At 49.8% G+C, this 22514-nt stretch carries 22 protein-coding genes; 2 read left to right on the top strand and 20 right to left on the bottom strand.

The window, feature by feature from the left end:
- Positions 1-237: 237 nt before the first annotated feature.
- The 8 genes from gluP to BIZ37_RS21195 all read right to left on the bottom strand — a co-directional run bounded on the left by gluP (position 238) and on the right by BIZ37_RS21195 (position 9473).
- Positions 238-1473, bottom strand: a complete 1236-nt coding sequence (gene gluP, locus BIZ37_RS21230; RefSeq protein WP_187463207.1) for a glucose/galactose MFS transporter — start codon at positions 1471-1473, stop codon at positions 238-240.
- 82 nt (positions 1474-1555) lie between these two features.
- A complete protein-coding gene (locus BIZ37_RS21225; RefSeq protein ID WP_187463206.1) occupies positions 1556-2320 on the bottom strand; it encodes an inositol monophosphatase family protein in 765 nt (254 codons plus the stop codon).
- 10 nt (positions 2321-2330) lie between these two features.
- Positions 2331-3335: a LacI family DNA-binding transcriptional regulator gene (locus tag BIZ37_RS21220; protein ID WP_187463205.1), complete on the bottom strand. Its 1005-nt coding sequence runs from the start codon at positions 3333-3335 to the stop codon at positions 2331-2333.
- Positions 3332-4843, bottom strand: a complete 1512-nt coding sequence (locus BIZ37_RS21215; RefSeq protein WP_187463204.1) for a glycerophosphodiester phosphodiesterase family protein — start codon at positions 4841-4843, stop codon at positions 3332-3334. The genes BIZ37_RS21220 and BIZ37_RS21215 overlap by 4 nt, the downstream gene beginning before the upstream one ends.
- Positions 4809-5900 (bottom strand): ABC transporter ATP-binding protein, encoded by a 1092-nt coding sequence (locus tag BIZ37_RS21210; protein ID WP_187463203.1) that lies wholly within the window; start codon positions 5898-5900, stop codon positions 4809-4811. The genes BIZ37_RS21215 and BIZ37_RS21210 overlap by 35 nt, the downstream gene beginning before the upstream one ends.
- On the bottom strand, positions 5900-6724 hold the full coding sequence (locus tag BIZ37_RS21205; RefSeq protein ID WP_107298775.1) for a carbohydrate ABC transporter permease: 825 nt from the start codon (positions 6722-6724) through the stop codon (positions 5900-5902). Before BIZ37_RS21205 ends, BIZ37_RS21210 begins: the two co-directional genes overlap by 1 nt.
- Positions 6725-6732: 8 nt before the next feature.
- A complete protein-coding gene (locus BIZ37_RS21200; RefSeq protein WP_187463202.1) occupies positions 6733-8043 on the bottom strand; it encodes a carbohydrate ABC transporter permease in 1311 nt (436 codons plus the stop codon).
- A gap of 62 nt (positions 8044-8105) precedes the next feature.
- The gene (locus tag BIZ37_RS21195) at positions 8106-9473 is read right to left on the bottom strand and encodes an extracellular solute-binding protein (protein WP_370577427.1); all 1368 of its coding nucleotides are present in this window, start codon (positions 9471-9473) and stop codon (positions 8106-8108) included.
- Between the two features lie 145 nt (positions 9474-9618).
- Between BIZ37_RS21195 and BIZ37_RS21190 the strand changes: the two genes are divergently transcribed.
- Positions 9619-10197 carry an HD domain-containing protein gene (locus BIZ37_RS21190; protein WP_187463201.1) on the top strand — a complete coding sequence of 193 codons (579 nt, stop codon included), beginning with the start codon at positions 9619-9621 and terminating at the stop codon, positions 10195-10197.
- Between the two features lie 45 nt (positions 10198-10242).
- On the opposite strand, the gene BIZ37_RS21185 is transcribed toward BIZ37_RS21190, so the two are convergent.
- The 7 genes from BIZ37_RS21185 to BIZ37_RS21155 all read right to left on the bottom strand — a co-directional run bounded on the left by BIZ37_RS21185 (position 10243) and on the right by BIZ37_RS21155 (position 16595).
- Positions 10243-10977: a GntR family transcriptional regulator gene (locus BIZ37_RS21185; protein WP_187463200.1), complete on the bottom strand. Its 735-nt coding sequence runs from the start codon at positions 10975-10977 to the stop codon at positions 10243-10245.
- Positions 10978-11121: 144 nt separating this feature from the next.
- Entirely contained in the window at positions 11122-12057 is a 936-nt protein-coding gene (locus BIZ37_RS21180; protein WP_187463199.1) for a transketolase family protein, read from the bottom strand.
- A complete protein-coding gene (locus BIZ37_RS21175; protein ID WP_187463198.1) occupies positions 12054-12893 on the bottom strand; it encodes a transketolase in 840 nt (279 codons plus the stop codon). The genes BIZ37_RS21180 and BIZ37_RS21175 overlap by 4 nt, the downstream gene beginning before the upstream one ends.
- 54 nt (positions 12894-12947) lie before the next feature.
- Positions 12948-14300, bottom strand: a complete 1353-nt coding sequence (locus tag BIZ37_RS21170) for a PTS ascorbate transporter subunit IIC (protein ID WP_187463197.1) — start codon at positions 14298-14300, stop codon at positions 12948-12950.
- A 32-nt stretch (positions 14301-14332) separates the two neighbouring features.
- The gene (locus BIZ37_RS21165) at positions 14333-14596 is read right to left on the bottom strand and encodes a PTS sugar transporter subunit IIB (protein ID WP_187463196.1); all 264 of its coding nucleotides are present in this window, start codon (positions 14594-14596) and stop codon (positions 14333-14335) included.
- A gap of 10 nt (positions 14597-14606) precedes the next feature.
- Complete coding sequence (locus BIZ37_RS21160) at positions 14607-15050, bottom strand: PTS sugar transporter subunit IIA (RefSeq protein WP_187463195.1); 444 nt, start codon at positions 15048-15050, stop codon at positions 14607-14609.
- Between the two features lie 198 nt (positions 15051-15248).
- Positions 15249-16595 carry a magnesium transporter gene (locus tag BIZ37_RS21155; RefSeq protein ID WP_187463194.1) on the bottom strand — a complete coding sequence of 449 codons (1347 nt, stop codon included), beginning with the start codon at positions 16593-16595 and terminating at the stop codon, positions 15249-15251.
- Between the two features lie 192 nt (positions 16596-16787).
- On the opposite strand from BIZ37_RS21155, the gene BIZ37_RS21150 reads away from it, so the two are divergent.
- Positions 16788-16988: an MbcA/ParS/Xre antitoxin family protein gene (locus tag BIZ37_RS21150; RefSeq protein ID WP_187463193.1), complete on the top strand. Its 201-nt coding sequence runs from the start codon at positions 16788-16790 to the stop codon at positions 16986-16988.
- An 89-nt stretch (positions 16989-17077) separates the two neighbouring features.
- On the opposite strand, the gene BIZ37_RS21145 is transcribed toward BIZ37_RS21150, so the two are convergent.
- From BIZ37_RS21145 to ptsP, 5 genes are all read right to left on the bottom strand, one after another.
- On the bottom strand, positions 17078-17674 hold the full coding sequence (locus BIZ37_RS21145; RefSeq protein ID WP_187463192.1) for an SIS domain-containing protein: 597 nt from the start codon (positions 17672-17674) through the stop codon (positions 17078-17080).
- Positions 17671-17982 (bottom strand): Dabb family protein, encoded by a 312-nt coding sequence (locus BIZ37_RS21140; protein ID WP_187463191.1) that lies wholly within the window; start codon positions 17980-17982, stop codon positions 17671-17673. The genes BIZ37_RS21145 and BIZ37_RS21140 overlap by 4 nt, the downstream gene beginning before the upstream one ends.
- Before the next feature lie 8 nt (positions 17983-17990).
- Positions 17991-18461, bottom strand: a complete 471-nt coding sequence (locus tag BIZ37_RS21135) for a heme-degrading domain-containing protein (RefSeq protein ID WP_187463190.1) — start codon at positions 18459-18461, stop codon at positions 17991-17993.
- A gap of 50 nt (positions 18462-18511) precedes the next feature.
- A complete protein-coding gene (locus BIZ37_RS21130) occupies positions 18512-19543 on the bottom strand; it encodes an oxidoreductase (protein WP_187463189.1) in 1032 nt (343 codons plus the stop codon).
- Between the two features lie 65 nt (positions 19544-19608).
- A complete protein-coding gene (gene ptsP / locus BIZ37_RS21125) occupies positions 19609-22119 on the bottom strand; it encodes a phosphoenolpyruvate--protein phosphotransferase (RefSeq protein ID WP_187463188.1) in 2511 nt (836 codons plus the stop codon).
- Positions 22120-22514: the final 395 nt, after the last annotated feature.

The following is a 22514-nucleotide window of genomic DNA, read 5'->3' as shown; positions in this document are numbered from 1 at the left end:
ACTAATTGACAGTCTCTAACTGACTCTGAATATATTAGCGCAAATCAGCTCGTTATTTTGAACTCTACTTGCAATAACGGGACGTACCATATATTGGGGCAATTTCGAGCTAGAACAAACAGTGAATTCTGATTAACGTATAAATTAAACAGCAAAAGACAAAAAAGGGACCCAAGCCTCGCTTAGATCCCCGAATCTTATCATTCAACGTTCAGCCGCTTTATCTTACCGCGACACTTAAACTGCCTCTTTAAGCACCACTTCTTTTTCACAAGGCTTAGGCTGGTAGCCCTTGATGGCAAAGAAGGCGATGACAAGGTAGCAACTGAATGTCAGCCAGAAGGTATCGGCGATAAAGAAGCTGTCCGCCAGAAGTGCCTGAACGAAGGGCAGGACCGCCCCGCCGCAGCCGGCCATGACTAAAATGCCGGTTGCTTTTGCCATATCGCCGCCTAGCTTTTTGACCGCCAGCGAGAAAATCACCGGATACATAATGGAGTGGCACAGGCCGAGAGCGACCAGTAATAACCCGCTGGTTCTGCCCGGCAGCATGATGGCGGTGAGGGTAAAGCAGGCAGCCAGCAGTGCATTGAAAATGAGTGTTTTGCGCGCACTGACCTTGAGGAACAGGAATGTACCGACAAGCCTCCCCAGCATCGCCCCGCCCCAGTACATTGCAATGAAACGGCTCGCTTCGGTAAAGCTCATTCCGCCAGCATGGCTCAGGTAGCTAATAAGATAAGTCCCGGTGCTGACTTCCGTGCCGGTATAACAAAATATCGCAAGTACACCGAGCCAGAAATGGCGGTGTTTGATCAGCCGGCTTTTCGTCTGGTTCTGATTTTGTGGGGAGTTAGGAGTGGCAGGATATGTGATGGGAAGTCTTGCTAGGGCAATGCTGATAAGGGTAATGATGGCAGCGAGAGTGAGGAAAGGCACCAACAGGTTGCTGGCTTGCTCGGCTGTTGACTGTTCATATTCCCGGAACAAAAATCCTGCTGCGAGCATCGGGGCTAGCGTTACCCCAAGGGCGTTGACGGTGGAGCTGAAGGTCAGCCGCTGCGAAGTGCCTGATTCGGGGCCAATCTCTGCAATGATGGGGTTGGCCACCACCTGCAAGGCTGTCACAGCCACAGCGATAACGGCAATGGCGAATAGAGTCAGGCCATATGAGGCATAGCTGCCCGCCATCAATACTATTGTGCAGCCAATAGCCGACAGGCCAAGGGCTAGCAACAGGCTAGGTTTGAAGCCAATCCTACCTATCAGCACTGCTGTAGGCAGGCTGGCAATAATAGGTGTTGAGGAGAAGATAACCTGGACCCAAATCGACTGGGTATAGGTGAGCGAGTAGACATCCTGTAAATAAGGGACCAATAAATTGGTGGTTGCGGTGAGCATCCCCCATATGAATGGCACAAGACTGATCAGCCACAAGCTTTGCTGGTGGCTGAGTGTGGATTTTCTTTTCATTTGTGAGCTGAACCTGACGCGATAATTAGCAGAAGGCGGCTACCGATGTTTTGGAGAAAAGGTAGCCGCGCAGGCGGGAGTGTTAACCTTTGAGCAAGTCTGAGATTGCAGGGATCGAGGCCTGGATAGCATAACCTCCTGCAATTTGGTTGAAGATGACGTCGGCTTTGGCTTCACGCAAAATAGCAATACCCGCCATGATGTCCCACGCATTGATAAAGTCTTCACGGTAGCCGTCAAAGCGCCCTGCGGCTACGTGGGCAAGGCCGAGTGCGGCGGAGCCATGACGGCGATGCTCAATACCGTGCTCTAGCAGGCGGGTCATTGTGGCCAGGTAGTTTTCCAGCGGCATCTTTGCCGAATAACCAAGGTTAACCAAGCCGACAATGGCGTTATCACCTTGATTGACCTCTAGAGGACGGTTGTTCAGCCAAGCGCCTTGGCCTACTAGAGCCGAGAAAAGTTCGTCATGGCATGGGTCGTAAATCACCCCAATCACCGGCTCACCCTCTACCACATAGGCAATCGACACACACCACATTGGTTGCTGGCGCAGGAAGTTTGTGGTGCCATCAATCGGATCTACCACCCAGGTCCCTTCGCTGTCAGGGTTGGATACGCCGCTTTCCTCACCAAGAAAACCATCTTGTGAGTAGTGGTGGCTGAGTTGCTGGCGGATGAAATTCTCTGTCTCTTTATCAGCGACACTAACGAAGTCTTGGCGGCCTTTGACATCAATATCCAAGCCTTCTTCAACCAATTTCTTTTGGTAGGTATGGGCAATCGTACCGGCTTCTTTAGCGAGTTGGCAGGCAAAGGTATAGCGTTGTTGTAAGTCGTTATTCATTGTTATTCCATTACAGTGATTGTCGGCGGATCAGGGAGACATCCAGGTAGCAGGTACGTGCTGCTTGGTCGGGATGCTGAATGCGACTGATCAGCAATTCGACGGATTGTGTTGCCATCTCATCGGTGGCTTGTTTTATGGTCGTCAGTTGGTAGCTTTTCCAACTGGCTTGTTGCATGTCATCGAATCCGGCAACGAACATGTCATCGATTATATGTTTGCCGGTTTTGTCCTTGAGGCCATCAATCAGGCCGAGGGCAAGGTAGTCATTGGTACAAAAAACGCCGTCGGGCTGAGACTCAAATGCCGACAGGTTTTCAGCCGCTTCTAGCCCGCCTTGATAACAATGGCTGGGTGCATAAATCACATCGACACGGATGCCCATTTGCTCGGCGTATTGGCAAAACAACTGCTCGCGCTTGCGGATGCTGTAGGAGTGTGCTTGCGAACTGATGACGGTAATATGTTTGCAGCACTTTTCGGCAAAAGCCTCCAGCAACAGGCGGATACCGCCAGCGTTATCACACAGCACGCGGTCAACATGCGGATGTTTGTCCTGCTTGTTGACTAGAACCACGGGCACCTGATTTTCCGCACAGGTTTCAAAGATGGCTGCAGGTGGGGTATCTGAAGTGACGATGACCCCAGACACATTGTAGTGCAGCAACATATCTATCACCTGTGAGCTGTCTCGACCTTTGGCGGTCGGGATCAGCAGGGGACGGTGGTTATTGGCAAGAATGGCTTCACTCAAGTCGTTGACTTGCTGGCTACGAAATGGGTTATCCATGTCGGCAACCACCAACCCAATCAGATCGGAGCGTTGGCGGTTGAGGCTGCGGGCCAGATGATTGACCCGATAGCCTAGCGCTTTGGCAGCAGCGAGAACTTTCTCTCTGGTGGCCTCGGACACATAGCCGTTATTGGAAAATGTCCGTGAAACGGCGGCGCGGGAAACCCCTGCCGCCTTGGCAACATCCACAGAGGTGACTTGTTTTAACTTGGTGGTGCTCAAGCAGTTTGCTCCAGTTTCAGCTTTTGCTCAGCTCGAAACCATTGCTCATAGGCTCTGGCAAAAGCAAAAGGGTGGTCGATGTTGACGCTGTCAGGCTGCAGTCCGATAAGCTCGACCCACTTTTCAATATCTTGCCCAGGATAGCGTAGCATCACCTTGATACCTGCATCGCGGCACTGGCTGAATTCGTTCAAATCATCGATAAGGTAGTCGTATTCGATAATGGTAGGCTTTCCAGCCTCGATCAGCGTATCCAATGAGGCGAAATCCTGACGGCGCTTCATGAGTTTGGCATCAGGGTAGCGCTGGCTGATTTGTTCGAGGTACTCGTTATTGAAGCTCCAGAAAAAGCAACGCGAAAGCGCATTACTCGCACGGGCTTGCTGGATAACCTGATCGACATCCGCTTGCTTCAATTCGACATACAGCTCGCCGTCATATTGCTTGGCAAGGTCGAGGAAGTCCGCAAACCGACAGACGTTTTGCTGGCTAAAACTTGGCGCAAACCAACTGCCGGCATCGCATTGGTTCAGTTGCTCGCTGCTTAGTGATTCAATTGGTCCTTGCAGGTTGCTGGTGCGATCGGCAGTCAGATCATGGATCACCATTAGTTCGCCATCGCTGCTGGTATTAAGATCCAGCTCGATCACTTTGGCCCCCATACGGTAGCCAATCTCGGCACTGATTTTGGTATTTTCCGGTGCCACATCGTTGGCACCACGGTGCAGTACCAATTCTATCGGATTGCTGTCATCCGGACGGTAGCCGGTGATCAGTTCTGGCAAATCCGAACAAATACCGATAACCGGCATGGTCAGCAGCTTTTCTATTTCGCTTGGACGCTCTTCATGCCAGATCACGATAGGCAGGTTGAGCGATTGTGCTTTATTGATCAGCTCCGGGGTAAGGAACTCATGCGGGGTATCGGATGCCCGCTCCCAACAGAGGTGGATCATATCGGCCTTGGCTTTTTCGGCCTGCTCGAATGGGCAATTGCCAACGCGGACTAATACCGATAGCGGGTATGGGCAGTCGATATTATTCAGTTCGGCAACCCACTCTGGAATAAAGCTACCGATGCCGATATCAATGTTGTGGGCAGGTTGTTGTTCCAGAATTCGCAGTACCTCGACGCCTGCGCCTTCACCTTTGAGCTCGATGTACAGCCCGCAGCCAGTTTCTACAGCAAGTGACAGAACTTGCTCGAAAGTAGGTACTTGCTCACCGTTGAAAAGCTGGTGGTTTTGCAGTTCAGCAAAGGTCATTGCTGAAATGTCGGCATCAATCCCAGCGGTGTGCATCAGGTTGTCATCATGGCTGACAACACACACGCCATCTAGGGTTAGCCTGACATCGATTTCCCACATCTCGGCATGCAAGCTGGCTGCATAGGCAAAGGCTTCCAAGGTGTTTTCGAGTTTGTGGCCGCTGGCACCACGGTGGGCGATACACAGTGGCTTCTCGCTGGCACGATTAACTAGCTTGTTTAAGCGCTGCTGGCGTAGCATACAGGCGGTCTCCGTTAGGGCTGAACAGTAGGATGTTTTCGGCGTTAATGCTCCAGTGAACGGTGTCGCCCAGTTTCAGGTCATCGCGTACCGGCTGGATGGTGCGGATAACATTGCCATCAGCTAATTTGAGGTCATATAGGTTCTCGCGACCTTGGTTTTCAATGAAGCAAACCGTCGCACAGTTGGTCACATCATTGCTGTCTTCGGTAAGGATCACATGCTCTGGGCGCAGACCTATTCTTGCAGCTTGGCTCTCTGGGTAACCTTCGGTAAGCGGTAGTTTGATACCGTCTTCACCATTGATGAAGTGACCTGCGCACAGCTCGCCATCAATAAATGAGATAGGCGGGTTGCCAAGGAAGCCGGCGACAAAATCATTGACCGGGTTGTGGTACATCTCATTCGGGGTATCGACCTGGACAATCTTGCCGCCGTTCATGATCGCGATGCGGTCACACATGCTCATGGCTTCGACTTGATCGTGGGTAACCAATACCGCAGTAATACCGGTTTCTTGTTGGATACGGCGGATCTCAGAGCGCATTTCCAATCGTAGTTTGGCATCGAGGTTGGCAAGCGGTTCGTCGAGCAGCAGTACATCCGGTTTCCTGACAATGGCACGGGCCAGCGATACACGCTGTTGCTGACCACCCGATAGCTCGGCAGGCTTGCGGTGCAGCAGGTTATCGATACGCACCAGTTTGGCGATCTCTTCAACCTTGCGTTTGATCTCGGCTTTGCTTTCTTTGCGGATCATCAACGGGAAGGCGATGTTCTGCTCAACCGTCATGTGCGGGTATAGCGCGTAGGACTGGAAAATGACCCCGACGTTACGCTCCTGTGGTGGCAGTTTGGTGACATCCTTGCCGGCGAAAACAATGCTGCCGCCGTCGATTTTGTGGATACCGCTGATGGCGAACAAGGTCGTCGACTTACCGCAACCCGATGGGCCAAGCAGTGCAATCATTTCACCGGAGCCAATATCAAGGTTCATGTTGTCAATGACGGTGGTATCGCCAAACGTCTTGGTGAAGTGGTTAATTTGAATACCCATTAGCCTTTGTTGCCTCCGCTGTACATATTCATCAGCTGTTTTTGGAAAATTGCGAAAAGAATGATCACGGGCAGGACGTAGAACAGCCCGACCGATTTAAACATTGCCATGTCGAAGTTATTGTCATCGGCAATCAAGCCGGCCAAGTACACAGATAGCACTTGCGCGTCGTTACCCGGTGCCAGCACCTGCGGCAGGATGAATTCACTCCAACTGGCGAGGAACGAAAAGATACCCAGTGCGGTCAATGCCGAGCCTACTTGCGGCAAAACAATTTTGCGCCATACGGTGAAGCGGCTGGCACCATCTTGCATCGCGGCCATCTCGATCTCCCATGGCACAGAGTCATAGAAGCCCTTGAGGATCCAAATGCCAAAAGGCAACTCCAATGAAGCTTTGACCAAAATGACCCCGATCAAGGTGTCGTAAAGGCCGACGTATTGCAGGATCAGGAAGATGGCAATCAGCAGCGTGACCGTCGGGAAGGAATGGAGAACCATTACCCCGCCGAGGAAGAAGCTGCGCATTGGGATATTCAGGCGCGACAGTGCATAGGCAGCGGTTGATGCAATACACAAGGTCAGCAGGGTAGATACCACCGAGAACACCAAGGTGTTGAACGTCACTCCCCAGATGTTCGGTTTACCCGGTAAGTCTTCCCACAAAAAGCGCCAGTGCTCCAGGGTAAATTCGTAAGGCAGCAGCGCGCCCGGAGCAGTATTTGAGAACGTATCTATGATGAGATACAGGTACATCAGCAATAGCGGTGCACTGAGCACACCGAGTGCGATGACAGATTTGCGACTGGTTCGGATATCTGACATAACGCCTCCTAGATCTCGATACGTGGTTTGGCGACCATCTTGTTGAAGCCAAACAATTTGAGGTAAACAATCGACATCACCATACCGATGGCAACCAATACCATCGCAAGTGCTGCGCCGTAGCCGTACTGCAGGTTACCGGCATAGTTGCTAAGGGCGGTGTGGAATGCCCGCAGTGCCCACACTTCGGTTGACCCGCCCGGGCCACCGCCTGTTGCCAGCAGGATGTAATCGAATGAAGCCAGCAGTGATAAAGTCTGGTAGCAAGTCATGAACAGAATTGGCCAGCGCAGTTGCGGCAGGATGATGTAGCGGATCTGCTGCCAGCGGTTGGCGCCATCCACTTCACTGGCCCAGAAGTGGCTTTTTGGAATGGCATTGATCGCCGACGATAGCACCAGCATCCCCATTGAGGCCCCGACAAAGCCGTTGATCAGAATCACGAATGTCCATGCGTGGGCAGGGGTGTCGAGCATCCAGTTTTTCGATTGCACGCCGAACATACCAAGCAAGTTGGAGATAAAACCGGTATCCCAAGCCAGCCATTTCCACAGCAAAACGTAAAGTACCGGTGGGGTGATACGTGGCAGTAGCCATACTGCGCGATAGAAACCGGCAATATTCTTCGGCATGTAGTGGGTGGCAATGGCCAGCACCAGCGCGAAGCCGACATTGAATAAAGTCAATGTGGTGAAGACGTACATTAGCGTGTTGCTCAGCGCGGTCTTGGTATCCGGCAGCGAGGTCATACGCTGGTAGTTTTCCTTGGTCCAGACCCAGCCGGTATAAGATGCCTTCAACAGGGCATCGGCTTCTTGTTTGTCAAGGCTGATCCCGGCAGCACTCACCGCAGCCAGTATCTCTTCTTTGCTGTCATAGCGGGTGGTGCCCACAGAGCGTTGGAACTGGTTGGCGATGGTATTGAGTTCACGTGCACTGCGTGGACTGTAGCGCAGTGTGCGCATTTCGCGGGTGAGTTCACGACGGTTGCCAAACGACTGATCCAGCAGGTTAACTTGTAGCTGCTCGATAAAACGGGTGTCAGTCTTGCCTTCAGTTAGGTCAGATAACCCTGCTTGATCGACGGTGAAGCGGGTTTCCCTGAGCTCATTGGCCAGTGGGGCCATATCATGCTCAGCACTGAGTGAACGCAGTGCTGACGGGGTAATTTGGTACGTTCCGCCACTGATCCCAGTCGCTGTACTCATGTTGGTAAAGGAGAATACAGCGGTCATAACAACCGGTAGCAGGAAAAATAGAACGACAAAGATTAGGGCGGGTGACATCATCACCGGGCCCAGGGTTTTGGAACGATTCATGGGGCTCTCTCTGTTGCCCTCCGGCTAATCGGGAATGACTAACCGGAGGGATTGCGGTTGGATTATTGGATAATCACACCGTTGCCAAGGGTACCGCGAAGCTCTTGCTCTGCGTCAGCAACCGCTTGTTTCGCCGTTTTCTGACCGGTCCAAGCCGCTTCCAGACCTTTCCAGTAAATGTTCCAGAACGCACCGAAGTCAGCGTTGTTTGGCATTGAGGTCGCATGAGGAAGAAGGCGCTCAGTCGCTTCCATCGTCCAGCGGTCGTTGCTGTAGAGACCGATGTTCATCTGCTCAGGGCTGATAGCCAGGTGGGCCGATTTAATCGCATGCAGGGTGTTGATGCGTGGCTCGGAAGCAATCTTGATCAGCTTGGCTGCCACTTCCATCTTGTCTTCATCGCCTTGCTCGGTCATCAGGTAGACCACAGGGTGAGTCAGGGTGTTGGCTGAGTCTTTGGTTTCTGCATCACCGGCAGGGATCAGGCCGAACTGCACGTTGCCGAAGAAGTCGTCCAGACCTTCTGCTTCGGTATAGCGGGAGTAGTGCCATGTTCCGCCGTGCCAGAATGCAGCTTTACCGCTTGCAACCTCGGCGTACCACTGATCCCAAGGCGTACCGATGTGGTTACGGCGGGTAACGCCCATCTCAACGGCATCGGCAAAGAACTGGAAGGTTTTTTCCATCGCGGCTTTATCGAAAATCAAACGTCCTGTTTCTTCGTCTTGCAGCTGGCCACCAAAGCTGGTGTAGAACTGCCAGAAGTCAGGCCCATTGGTGACTCGCGGGTAGAAGCCGTAGCCTTTGGCAACTAGGCCCTTATCTTGTGCCTTTTTCGCATCTTCCAGCATGTCGTAAAGGGTGTAGTCGCCTGATTCGATACGTTCTGGTAGGGCTTCGATAGCATCATCGTCGTAGCCAATCCCTTTTAGGTATTCTTTCCAGGCAAAGAAAGGACGCGCTTCTGAGTCTTGGGGAATGCCGTAAACCATACCGTTGAAAGAAGAGATATCAACAAGGTTCGGGTACAGGTTATTCAGCGGCCATGCATCCATATCTACGTAGTCTTCGACCGGTGCAATAATGCCCGACTGCGCCCAAGGTGCGATATCTACGTGGCCGGTTACCACGATATCCGGTGCTGAGCCAGATTCGGCAGACAGGGTGACGGCTTGCTTGAAGCTATCCCAGTCGGCATAGTTGCGCTTGTTCACGGTGATTTTGAGTTCTTCGCCTGCGGCATCGGCCTCTTGCATCAGGATACTGGCTGCCATCTCAATGGCGTCGGTGCGGTAATGGTCGTTAGGACCAGCACCACCGGCAACAACCGAAATCTCATAGTTTGCTGCGCTGGCAAGGCCGGCATAAGCAAGAGAAAGGCACAGTAGACTGTGCTTCAATGCACGTTGTGGCGTTCCAGAATGTATCACTGCGTGTCTCCCCAAAAGGTAAAAAAGCTCATAAAATGAAAAAGGAAATCAGATGTGAACACGTGTACACATTCGATTTGGGAGTATTATTGATGCGGTTTATGACGATTGGATTAATGAGTTTTTAAAGGCGGATGACAGTTTGATGAAGCAAAGTGACATGTTGGGTATGTTGGATTTCCTCCGCCAGGCCGAGCAATTGAAGGACACGTTGAGAAGTGCCCATACCAGCCAGGGCCGCAAAGAGAGTACGGCTGAGCATACTTGGCGCTTGTGTTTGATGGCGATGTTGTTCGAGCGGGAAATGCCAGAAATCGATCACGCCAAGTTGATGCAGATGTGCGTGATCCATGATTTGGGCGAAGCTATTTCCGGTGATATTGCTGCAGTTGACCAAGACCCGAGAATCGATAAGTCCCATCAGGAAAGGTTGGATCTCCAGACCCTGATAGCGCCTCTTAATCAATCGATGCAGCAGCATATCCTGGCACTGTGGGATGAGTATGAGCAGGCCGAGACGCCGGAGGCCAAAGTGGCTAAGGGATTAGATAAACTGGAAACCCTGATCCAGCATAACCAAGGCTTGAACCCTGATGATTTCGACTATGAATTCAATCTTCACTACGGCAAGAAGTACACCGATCAGCATCCCTTGCTGGCAGCGATACGCGAAATTGTCGATCAGGATACGGCGAGTAGGGTAGGTACTAAGCCTAATAAATGAGCCAAATGGAATAATACAGCGTACCGAATTTTTTAAGTACGGTTCTTAGGTACGCTTGGTGATCTGGTGGATGTTGAAAAGATCACTGTTTATTTTGGAAATGTTGTACTCAAAAGGTGTTCCATCGTCAAAATATACCACTTCTCTTAGCTCAATCATGGCTTGCCCAATGTCGACCTGGAGTAATTGGGCAGTGTTGTCGTCGTTGACATTGCAGGCTGAGATATCTTGTTCTCGAGTTTCTACTTTTTTGCCGGAGAGACGTTCAAGGTAGGTATATTTCGACTGCTCTATTTCATGAAACTCAAAGCCATTATAAATCGAGACCGGGATATGGATGTGCTCAAGTGCAACAGGCATAGAGCCAAAACTCATTAACCGGACGATGTGATAGACCATTTCTGTCGGCTTGATTTTCAGAGCGTGGGCAATTTGTACGGTTGGGCAGGGAATAATAGCGGCCGAGAGTACTTTGCGAATACCTTGTTTGCCGGCTTGTTCAGCTTGATGATCAAAACTGCTCACCTCTTGGTATTGCTGTTTTGTCTGGGGCTTTTTATGTGTTCCAACATAGAGGCCAGAACCTTTTACTTTGTAAATAATTCCTTGCTCTTCAAGATGGCGTGTTGCTTCTCTCACTGTAACGCGAGTAATGCCTAAACTTTTGGCTATGCTGGACTCACTTTCCAGCTTTTCACCAGCAGCTAATGAAAAGTCTTTTATTCTTGATTGTATATAATCAATAACTTGCTGTTGTTTTTCGGTCAGCTTTACGGCCATGATTTCTCGGTTCAGTTAAAAAGGCTAACTATGTCAGATTAAGCAGGTTGTAAACTCGTACTGCTGTTGGGGTAGAGTTTACCCCAACGTAGCACGAGTTAATAGTGTAGCTAAAACAACAGATTAGTTAAGGGAGAAGTAATGTTACTTGGCAACAACAGTCAGGATATGATCGACAATAGCACCCTTGTCGATACCGTAATATTGTTTCAAATAATCTAAGTCACCTACTTGGCCAAATTGCTCTTTCACCCCCAGTTGGGAAAAGTGTTTGATAGTGACGCCTTTTGTCAGTAAATGGGTCGCTACGGTTTCGCCCAAACCGCCAACGCAGTTGTGGTTTTCTATGGTAACAATGTGTTGAGTTTTTTGGGCATATGATGCGATTAAGTCGATATCCAGTGGTTTAATAGTATGTAAATCCAAAACTGCAACCGAAACACCCTTTGATTCAAGTTCGTTTGCCGCCTCTTTGGCATCGTGAACAGAAAGACCGGTCGTTACAATGGTGACATCGTTACCCTCTTTAATGATATTACCCTTTCCTATCGTTATCTCACTGGCGTCGGAATAAAGGTCGGGCAGGGCTTTGCGGCTCGAGCGGATATAGTTTATGCCTTTATTCTGGTAGGCAAATTGAATAGCTGCCTCGAGTACATAACGATCCGAAACGTCTATCACCCTAGCATTTGGGATGAGCCGCATTAAACCAATGTCTTCCAGCGGCATATGTGTGCCCCCATTGGTGACAGCTGCAACCCCTGCATCACTACCGAAGATATTGATGTGCTGCTTGGCATACCCTCCCGATAGGAATAATTGGTCGTAACATCTGCGGGTGATAAAACAGCCAAAAGAATGCACGAACGGGATTTTTCCGGTAGCGGCTAACCCTGCTGCGACACCGATCATGTTGCTCTCGGCAATACCGCACTGGATAAATTGCTGAGGTAGTTGCTCAGCAATAGATTTAGTACTGACACTCCCCATGAGATCGGCTTCAAGCACCACGATATTTTCGTCATTTTCCATCAGAGAATGTAGTACTTGGCTATGAATTTGCCTCAGTTCAGTGGTCATACTAACTCCTCCATTTGTTTTTCGAGGGAAGATAAATCTGCCTCAATGGCTTGTCGGGTTGATGCATCAAGGCGTAAGTGGTGATTTGATGCAATGGAAACGATACTCGGGAACCCCTGGCCCTTTTCTGTATCCAGAATGATGGCTGTCGGTTTGTCTATCTGGTTATGGGCTTGCTCAATGGCATTACATATTGCGGTGATGTCAGCGCCATCAACAGCAAGTGTTTGGAAGCCAAATGCGGTGAACTTATCTGCTAGGTTAAATGGTGTTTGGATATCAGCTAGGAACCCATCAAGCTGGCGTTTATTGTTATCTACGAAGACGACAAGGTTAGATAACTTCTTGTGGGCGGCCAGTTGTATTGCTTCCCAACATTGCCCTTCTTGTAATTCGCCATCACCTACAATGCAGTAGGTGCTTTTTTCCGGTTTGCTCAGCGCCATTCCGACTGCACAGGAAATCCCTTGGCCGAGAGAACCTGTTGTCATGTCGACCCCCGGAGTGAGGTTCATGTCGGCATGGCTGGGTAACTGGGTGCCGTTATTGTTGATTGTTTTTAGCAATGAGGTCTCAAAGTAGCCCTGTAGCGCCAACGTAGCATAGAGTGCCGGCCCGGCATGCCCTTTGGATAGGACGAAATAATCTCTTTCAGGCCAATGTGGATTTTGCGGGTTATGTTTTAGGTAGTGGCCATACAAGCAGGCCAACGTTTCAGTGATGGATAGACATCCACCGAAATGGCCGTATCCAAGGTGAAGCAGTGCCTTGGTTGTCTCAACTTTTATCGACAAATTTAGGTGTTTTAATGCCTTGATGTCTGGATGAGTTTTCATGGAAACCTCGAGCAAGCAGAAAAAGGGCGAGTGACCTCGCCCGTGGTGAGAGAATTAGTGGTTTTGAGCGGTATTAGGGGTTTTCTTATGCATAAAGTTGGTAGCAAGGACCAAGCCGGCAATGATAGCCACACCCGCAACTACGGCCTCTTTGCCTGCCATTGCTAGGTATCCTAGGAAGATCCCGGTAACGGCAAAGTCAGAATCGGAGAAGGTCGTATTGGCAAAGCCTAAATCGCCAAGTACAGGAAGTAGCCATAGGGTCAAGAAAGTAATGACGATACCATTAGCAAATGCCCCAATTGCAGCGCCTCGTCTCCCACCTGTCGCGTTACCAAACACACCAGCGGTTGCACCGGTAAAGAAGTGTGGGACAACCCCAGGAAGAATAAGGGTCATCGACATGGCGCCTAATAGTGCCATGCTCACCAGGCCGCCGATAAAGCTGCAAAGGAAGCCGACTAGAACGGCATTTTGTGCGTAAGGGAAAACGATAGGGCAATCAAGTGCTGGTTTTGCATCTGGTACTATCTTTTGGGAAATACCGGTGAAAGCCGGGACAATTTCAGCCAGTACCAAACGTACACCTTGAAGGATAACAAAGACACCGGCAGCAAACCCAATGGCATTCATAAGGGCATAGACAATGGGGTTTTGGCCACCGCTCATATTCTGTAGAACGTACTCAGGACCAGCCGCAATGACCAAGACTAAGTAAATCACAGCCATCGTCAGTGAAATGGATATTGAAGAGTCCCGCAGGAAAACAAGGTTTTTAGGCAGGTTCATCTCTTCAGTACTTTTTGAACCCTTGCCGACCCACTTGCCAATTAGCCCCGCTGTAACATAGCCGACAGTTGAGAAGTGGGCAAAAGCGACATCATCGCTGCCTGTTATTTTGCGCATAAAAGGCTGAGCCATGGCAGGAAATATGACCATGATTAAGCCTAACGTTACAGAGCCCAAAACCACCATTGAAACGCCACTGAACCCTGCCACACTCAATATAATCGCAATCATACATGCCATATAAAGGGTGTGGTGGCCAGTTAGGAATATATATTTAAATTTGCTGAATCGAGCAAAAAATATATTTGCCACCATGCCAAATGCCATGATTAATGATGTTGAGGCACCAAATTCAGCCATAGCTGTTGCATAGATAGCTTCATTATTTGGAATGACACCATGAAGTTGGAATCCTTCCTCAATAAGTTCGCCCATTGGTGTAACTGCATTTACTAGAATGCCAGCACCACCACCGATAACAATAAAGCCGAGGACTGTTTTTACTGTTCCTTTAATAATATCTGAACTAGGTTTTTTTTGGATCGTTAAGCCAATTAAAGCGACTAAACCTATAAGGATTGCGGGTGTACTAAGTATATCTGTTATGAAGTGAAGCATAGGAGTTCCCTCTTCTTTCGTCATATAACCTTTTAACTATTTATATAGTTTTCAATCTGTTCTTTCATCGCAACTTTGTCAGTGATATTGGGTATGGATATAACTGTCCCAGCATGGATACTATCTGCTAAGTCTTTGGTGCAGATGAACACATCGGCCATGTCAGGGGTGACAGAACCTAAATCGGTATGGTTGACTTCGGCATCAACCCCAAGCTCTTTCATGACTTCTTTAACTTTCATCTCAATCATAAACGACGAGCCGAGACCTGTACTACAAACAGCCATAATACGCATAATGTATTCCTTAATATTTCTTTGTTATTTCTGTTACCTCATTGACACCTTTTGCATTAATGATGTCATTGACGTCTTTTTCATTGCAAAAAAGCTCAGAGATAGAAGTAATTAATTCGATGTGTTTGTCACTATTCTTTGCCGCAAGCAATAATATAAATTTCACAGGGTCATTTTCAGTTGAATTGAATTCCACACCCTCTTTCACTATGAGTAGTGATAATCCATTTTCATTAACGCCTTGCTCAGGTCTTGCATGTGGCATTGCAATAGACGGAGCTAATACAAAATAGGGACCAATATTTTTAGCTGTCTCTATAATGGCATTGGTATATTCAGCACAGATAACTTGCTTATCGATTAAAGGCTGGCAAGCTATTTTGATGGCGCTCTGCCAGTCATCAACCTTACTCATTATTTGAATATGATCGTGAGTGAGAAGCTTGGATAACATAAAACACCTCTGTACATGTTCAATGCTGTATAGACAGGTTTAATTTACACCTACTTTTTATGTGGTTTAGTGATATGCGTCAGAAATAATATGGGACTTAGTGTTTTGTTTGAAAAATAAACACCTGATCACAAAATACGTAGGGTTGGCAAAGTAGGAGGGGAGGCGAGCACTGCTCGGGGCAGTGCTCGCTTATATTCAAAGTAACAAAAGTTTGGCAGTGCCGAGGAAGGCGAAGAAGCCGACCACATCGGTGACTGTAGTGAGGATCACCGAGCCGGCCAATGCCGGATCAAGCTTGAGCTTGTCGAGTACGACAGGGATGATTACCCCGAACAGTGCGGCGGTGATGATATTGACCACGATACCGACCGCAATGATTGCGCCGATAATCGGCGATTGGAACCAAAGCCCCGCCATCAAACCGATCAAAACTGCCCACAATACCCCGTTGAGGAAACCTATTCCCAGCTCATTGCGCAGCAACGATCGGCGGTTACCGGCGGTGACCTGGTTGAGGGCCATACCGCGGATCATCAGGGTCAGGGTCTGGCTACCGGCAATCCCCCCCATCGACGCTACGATTGGCATCAGGATAGCCAGTGCGACCACCTGGGCAATGACGTCTTCGAACAGGCTGATGGTCATTGAAGCCAGCACGGCAGTGATAAGGTTGATACCCAGCCATACCGCACGCTTCTTGGCACTTTTGGTGATAGGAGCGAAAAGGTCATCTTCCTCGCTCATACCGGCATTGGCCATCAAAGTACTCTCGTAGTTTTCCCGCATTAGCTCAAGCGCCAGGTGGGTATCAATTTCACCGATGAGGGCGAAATTCTCGTCAACAATCGGCAGGCTGAATTGTTGGCTGTGTTCCACCGCTTCAACGGCTTCGGTCAGTGTGGCGTCGTCTTCCAAGACCAACGTGTCCGTATCAGCTAGGCTACTTAGTTTAGTCAGCGGCTCGGCTTCAATCAGCTGCTGGTAGTTAACCGTACCGACGAACTTGGTATCTCGGGTGACCACATAGATCGACGCAGGGTATTGGTAACCGTAACGCTCTAGCAATACCTTGGCACGTTTGGCCGAAATCCCTTGTGGCAGTGAAAGCACCTTGGGGTTGGCATAACGGCCGATCTGATCGTCATCATATTGGTTGGCGCGGTCAAACAGCTCGATATCTTCTTTGCTGAGCTTTTCAATCGCCCGCTCAATAATGTCTTCGGGTAGTGAGTCTGCCCATTCAATCAAGGACAAGTTGTCGAGCTTGCCGAGAACCAAATCGAGTTCGGTATCACTCAATGACTGGATTACCCACTCTCGCGTGTCCCCGCGCATCGCGGTGAGCACATCGACGTGATCGTTGAGCGGGAGCTGGCGCCACAGCTCCATACGTTCATCGAGCGGCAATGCCTCGAACAAGGTAGCGAGTGCGCCGGCTTCTAGTTGTTGGATCTCGGGTTCATTGAATATTTGACGCTGTTCGTCGGTTTCTGCGGCAGAGATGCGCTCAATGAGCAGGCTTAAATCAACAGTGTTGCTCATGCAGTTTTCCTTGTTGCAAACGCAAGCAGCCAGCTAGAGGTTGGGCTTGTTGTTTTTGTCGTTATCTTAATTGGCTATAAGAGTATGGTTTTCACTTTTGTCGGTCAATTGTGATATCGCTAACTGATGCTGTTATGAAATCAGGCTAGTTTAATATTGAAAGGATAAGTAGTACCGGTAAGGAGAAGGTGTATGGATAAACAACAGATTCCCGATGCGTTATACGATGATGCCTTGGCTTATTTTGGCGATCACGCAAAAGCCGATGATTGGCTGCATACCGAGAACATCGCCTTGGGGTTGGTTTCGCCAGCTAGCCTGTGTAAATCTGAAGCCGGCAGGGCAGAGGTGAAAGAATTGCTACGTCGCCTGAAGGCTGGGGAAAGTATTTAACAAGACTATTCCATTCCTTTGGCAAATGACCATCCGCAATCGTGATGGTCATTTGTTAGTATCATTGACGTTAGATATCGAGCTGAAACCTACCCTTCGTTATCCATCCGTGCTTTCCTGCCCAAATACCCGCCGTGATGCCTCAACCCATACTCCTGTTGGGTGAAGCCTCGACTCTCCATTGTGGCCATTGCGATGGCATCGCAGATGGCAAGCATTACCGCAATAGAGCTTGTTGGGGCGAGGTTGAGTGGGCAAGCTTCCTGGTGTACGCCCATATCGAGGACATATTCACAATGCTGCCTTAGTTCCGAGTCGGGGTGGGAGGTAATACCGATAATATGTTTCACACCGAGGTGCCTTGCCAGCTCGAGGATTTCAAGGACTTCGCGGGATTTGCCACTGGTGGAGCAGGCGATCATGATATCGGATGCGCTGACAATGCCCAGATCACCGTGGGCCGCTTCGGTGGGGTGCAGAAAGACAGCAGGGGTTCCGGTCGAACTCAGGGTAGCTGCGCATTTTTTTGCGATTAAACCAGCTTTGCCAATACCTGTTGTGATGACCTTCGAAGGGCAATCGAGGATAAGTTTAACGATATGCTCATATTGCGCGTCGATAGTTATTGATTCAATGGCCCTGGCTTCCCGATGCAATACATCCTGAACCCGTTCAAGAATGTTCACTCCACATCCCCCTGAGGTGAGTAGTCAAAGACTACAATGTCTTCCAGATAGGGACGGAACAAGGCCTTCACTTTTGTATGCTCGGGGTGGTCAAGGTACGCTTGCCGGATAGTTTCATCGCGGAAGTTCATGATTACAGAATGGGTGTAGCCCTGGTTCTTGCCTTCCGGGCTATTGTTTTCTCCCCACTCAACCCCAGACACACCTTCAATAGAGTGCTCGAGAGACTCAAACCCATGTTGAATGATGGCTAGTTGCTGGTGGGATATTTCTGCGTTAAAACGCATCAGGAGAAGGTGCCGAATCATAAGGTTTCCTATTTGGCCTGCTGGGAGAGAAGCGTTTGAATACTCTCGACTACCAAAACATGATCTTCATACTGGGGCAACCCCGAAACCGTCACACTGCCCACGACCCCCACATTCTTAATCGTTAACGGGAAACTGCCGCCAAAAGGCGCGAACTGTTTGGCATCAACCAGTGAGGCCTGTTCGATAGTTTTGCCCTTGGCTTTATAGTACTGGCCCATATACCAAGAGCTGTGCCGGTAGCGATCCACCACATTACGCTTGCGGGCTATCCAATGCTGGTTATCTGGGCTGGTACCCGCCATGGCATAGCTAAACAGGCAGTGGCTGTTGAGGGTGATATCGATGGCAACGGCGGCCTCGCGAAGTTCGGCCTTCTGTTTTATCAAGGTGCCGAGCAGCCAGGCTGTTTGGTGGCTGAAATGCTCGAACTGCAGTTCTTTTTCCTGTGCTAACAGCACATTTAAATCAGTGATCATATTGTGTCCCCGTCTTGTTCCTGGCATCTGTTTCCTTTGAACATCCCCATTTAAAGTCTCACGCTGCATTGTTGCTCTGAACTGGCTATCGCAGCCTCGATGACACGAATAACATCCAATGCCTGTTCGGCAGTGACCGGCAGCGGATGCCCTTCCCGGATCGCTAGGGCAAGTTGCTGGTAGAACTGTTCATACCCACCACGCTCTGTTTCGATAATGGTGTTATGCCCGTGCTTATCGGTATAGCGGCCAAAATTATCTGGCGTGTCTTCTCCCCATCCTGGGGTACCGGGTCCGGCTTTGTCTCGCAGCATGTCTTCCTGGGGATCCATGCCATATTTGATGAATGCCGAATCATGGCCGAAGATCTGGAACCTTGGCCCTTCGGTGGTGCTCAGGCAATTGGCATGCAAAATCGCCTCGCACTGCGGGTAATGTAGGATAAGGTGGAAGTGGTCTGTGGCTTGTGCGCCGGGGCGCTGATTCCTAACAACAGCGGTCACTTTCTCTGGCAAGCCGAACAGGCACAATGTCTGGTCGATAAGATGGGCACCGAGATCATATAGGATGCCGGCACCGGGGGTGTCCTGCTCGCGCCAGCGCACTTTGACTTCTGGCCGGTAGCGGTTGTAGCTGGAGTAAAAAGTATGGATATCGCCGAGCTTCCCATCCGCTGTCAGTTTTTCGATTGTTCTGAAGTCGCCATCAAAGCGGCGGCTCTGGTATACCGAGAGTGTCTTTCCTGCTTGCTGCGCGACGTCCATTAGCGCTTTACCTTCTTCGGCGCTGATACAGAAAGGCTTTTCGATAACAACATGCTTACCGGCTTGCAGGGCGAGTTTGGCCTGCGGGATGTGGAGGTGGTTGGGGGTGGCGATGATCACCAGTTCAATATCGGGATCGTCCAGCATGGTCTCGATCTGGCTGTAAACGGTGACATTGGGGAGCTGGGCGATCACCTTTTGCTTATCGCTCGATACCACTGCAGTGAGTTTAAGTTCATCGCAATATTCAATGATCGGGACCTGGAAGCACTGGCCAGAGATACCAAAGCCAACAATGGCCGTTTTGATAGGCTGCATGGTTCTTTCCTTGAGAAAAAAGGCAGCATTGCTATGGCAATGCTGCCGTGGGAGGGGGAGGACGGTTAGTTCAGTTCAAGTTCTTGCTTTAACAACGCTTCAACCTGATCACAGCTCTGTGCGGTCATTAACTGCTCCCTGAAGTCTGCGTGCATGATTTTTCTGGCCAGTTTGGAGAAAATCTTCATATGTTGGTCACCGGCAGCATGCTTGTTGAGGGTGAGCATAATGATGAACTGGGCTTCTTCGTCCCCCCATTGGATAGGGTTCGCCAGGCGGCACACGCTGATCGCCGACTGTTCGATATGTTCACTCTTGGTGTGCGGGATAGCAAAGCCGAAGCCAAGGCCGGTCGAGAACACATCTTCACGGGCCCACAGGTCATCGGCCAGTTTATTGGGGTAACGGCAACGCCCGGTTAGGTAGAGGTTATCCGCCAGGGTCTTGATGACTTCCTCTTTGCTGCGCAGGTCGCGGTCAAGGCTGATGCAATCACCCGATACCATAGGCGCTTCGGTCTGTGTCATGCGGAACTGAGCCAGCACATGTTCAACTTCCTGGATGGTGCGGCACTGCATGGCCTTGTTGAGCAGTTGGCGGCATTCCCGGCTATCCAGTTTGGCGATACGCTCCTTGGTGGCAGCAATACTCGGTGAACTCATGCTGATTTCGTCAAGACCAAGGCCAACGAGCAATGGCAGTACCGAACCTTTCGCACCTAGCTCGCCGCAAAGACCAATCCATTTACCGTGGCGGTGAACTTCCCGCACCACATGGTCAAGGGTGCGAAGAAACGCTGGATTGAGGCTATTGTAGCTTGCGGCGACCTTGGCATTATCACGGTCAACGGCCATCAGGTATTGGGTCAGGTCATTCGAACCGATAGAGAAGAAATCTATTTCTTCACAGCATTGGTCGATAATAAAGGCCACGGAAGGGACTTCCAGCATAATGCCCAACGGCACTTTTTCGGCAAACGGCAGATTTTCCTTGCGAAGCTCCTGGCGTACTTCAGCCAAAATGTCTTTCACCCATAGAATTTCTTCCAGCGATGAAATCATCGGGATCATGATCTTCAGGTTGCCATGGGCCGAGGCTCGGAGGATGGCACGCAGCTGGGTTTTGAACATCTCGATAAATTCAGGGTAGATACGAACCGCCCTGTAGCCAAGGAACGGGTTGTTCTCTGCCGGAATATTGAGGTAATCAACCGGTTTGTCACCGCCAATATCAATCGTACGGACGATTATCGATTTGCCGTCTGCCGCTTCGCAAGCCTGGCAGAAAATGTTGTAAAGCTCGTCTTCATCCGGCGCTGAAGTGCGGTCCATGTAAAGCATTTCTGTTCGGAACAGGCCAACAGCTTCGGCACCGTTGGCAAAGGCTTGTTTAGCTTCTACCGAGTGGGCGATGTTGGCTGCGACTTCCAGGACTTTGCCATCTGCAGTCTGGGCCGCAACATCCCTGAACTGTGCCTGGCGTGTGGCTACAATTTCCCGGACTTTATGCTCCTGGGTGTAGTAGCGCTCAACCGGCTCGCTGATCTCGGTGACCACAAGGCCTAAGGTGCCATCAACAACCACTTCGCTGCCCAAAAATGCACTTAGCTTGGAGCCTTCAACACCGACAATGGTTGGGATTGCAAAAGAGCGGGCCAGGATCACAGTATGGGATGTGCTGCCGCCGTGCGAGAGAATAAGCCCTTTTAATAATGACTTATCTAATTCGAGGAACTGGCTTGGCGTCAGGTCGTCCGCTAGGCAAACCGTCGGCTCGGTGAGGGTATTTTGGCTACCGAAGCGCTCGTTGCCATAAATGCTCTGCAGCAGTTGGTAGCAGACATCACGGATATCCAACTCGCGTTCGCGCATGTAGGCGCTGGATGAGTTTTTCATCAGCTCGCCGAAATGCTTGGCCGTTGCGATGATGGCATCGGCACAGCTGCGTCCTTCAACAAGGTTGTCTTTGAGGGTCTGTTGGAACTCCTTGTCACGGGCAATCGACAGGTGCGCCTTGATAACTTCGCCCTCGGTATGCTGGGCAGAGGCAAGGAAGATATTGAGCGACTTGATCACCGCCTCAATACCGCTATCCAACTCATTCTGTTCTTCAACCAAGGCTCTTGGCTCTGGCAGGTTTGCCAGACCATCAAAGTTCACGGCACCAACGGCTGTAAGGATACCTTTGCCAAACCCTTCGCTGACACTACGGCCACGGATATGGGCAGCTTTTAGGTTGGAGAAATTGCGAGGTAACGGAGCAAGACTTTGATCTTCCTCTTGATCTGATACTGCCAGTGGTTCGTCGCAATGTGGGAATTCATTGTTGATGAACTGCTTTAGCTGCTCAAGTGCAGACTCTTCGTCCATCCCGTCGATAGTGATCAGGCATTCATCACCCAGCAGGGTATCTGTCCCGATCAGAGAGAGGACACTTTTGGCATTGCCGCTCATCCCCGTCCGCTGGTTCTGCCAGGTAATGTTCGAATCAAACTGGTTACATACGGCTTCAACATGGCTAGCCGGTCTTGCGTGAACCCCGTTGGGTAGCTCACATGAGAAAGAGAAAGATTTCATTTCACGTAGTCCTTTTGCATCTAGGCAATGCCTTTCGTTATGTATTCACAATATCAAAGTGGGGACGGCGTACCATGGGACAAAACTACGAAAAACTGGATTTTTGTTAGATAAAAAATCAAATGTGATGGTGGTCAAATTTGAAGGTGTTTTTGTGATGATGAGCAAGTTTGGTGCATGAGATAAATCATGATAATGTAGTTAAATATATGTTTTTATTGAGTTTAATTTTATTTAATGCCGTTTTTTGGCATTTCGAGAGTTAGATCAAGTTTTGATTTTAATCTAACAAATATCCAGTAAATAGAACTTTTGTCCTCTAACTTGATAGCACTATTGCTCATCATCACAAAAACACCTTCAAATTTGACCACCATCACATTTGATTTTTTATC

The sequence above is a fragment of the Photobacterium sp. BZF1 genome (genome assembly GCF_014349205.1).
Taxonomy (GTDB): Bacteria; Pseudomonadota; Gammaproteobacteria; order Enterobacterales; family Vibrionaceae; genus Photobacterium.
Note: the sequence above shows the minus strand (reverse complement) of the source record. Positions and strands in the feature narration are given on the sequence as shown.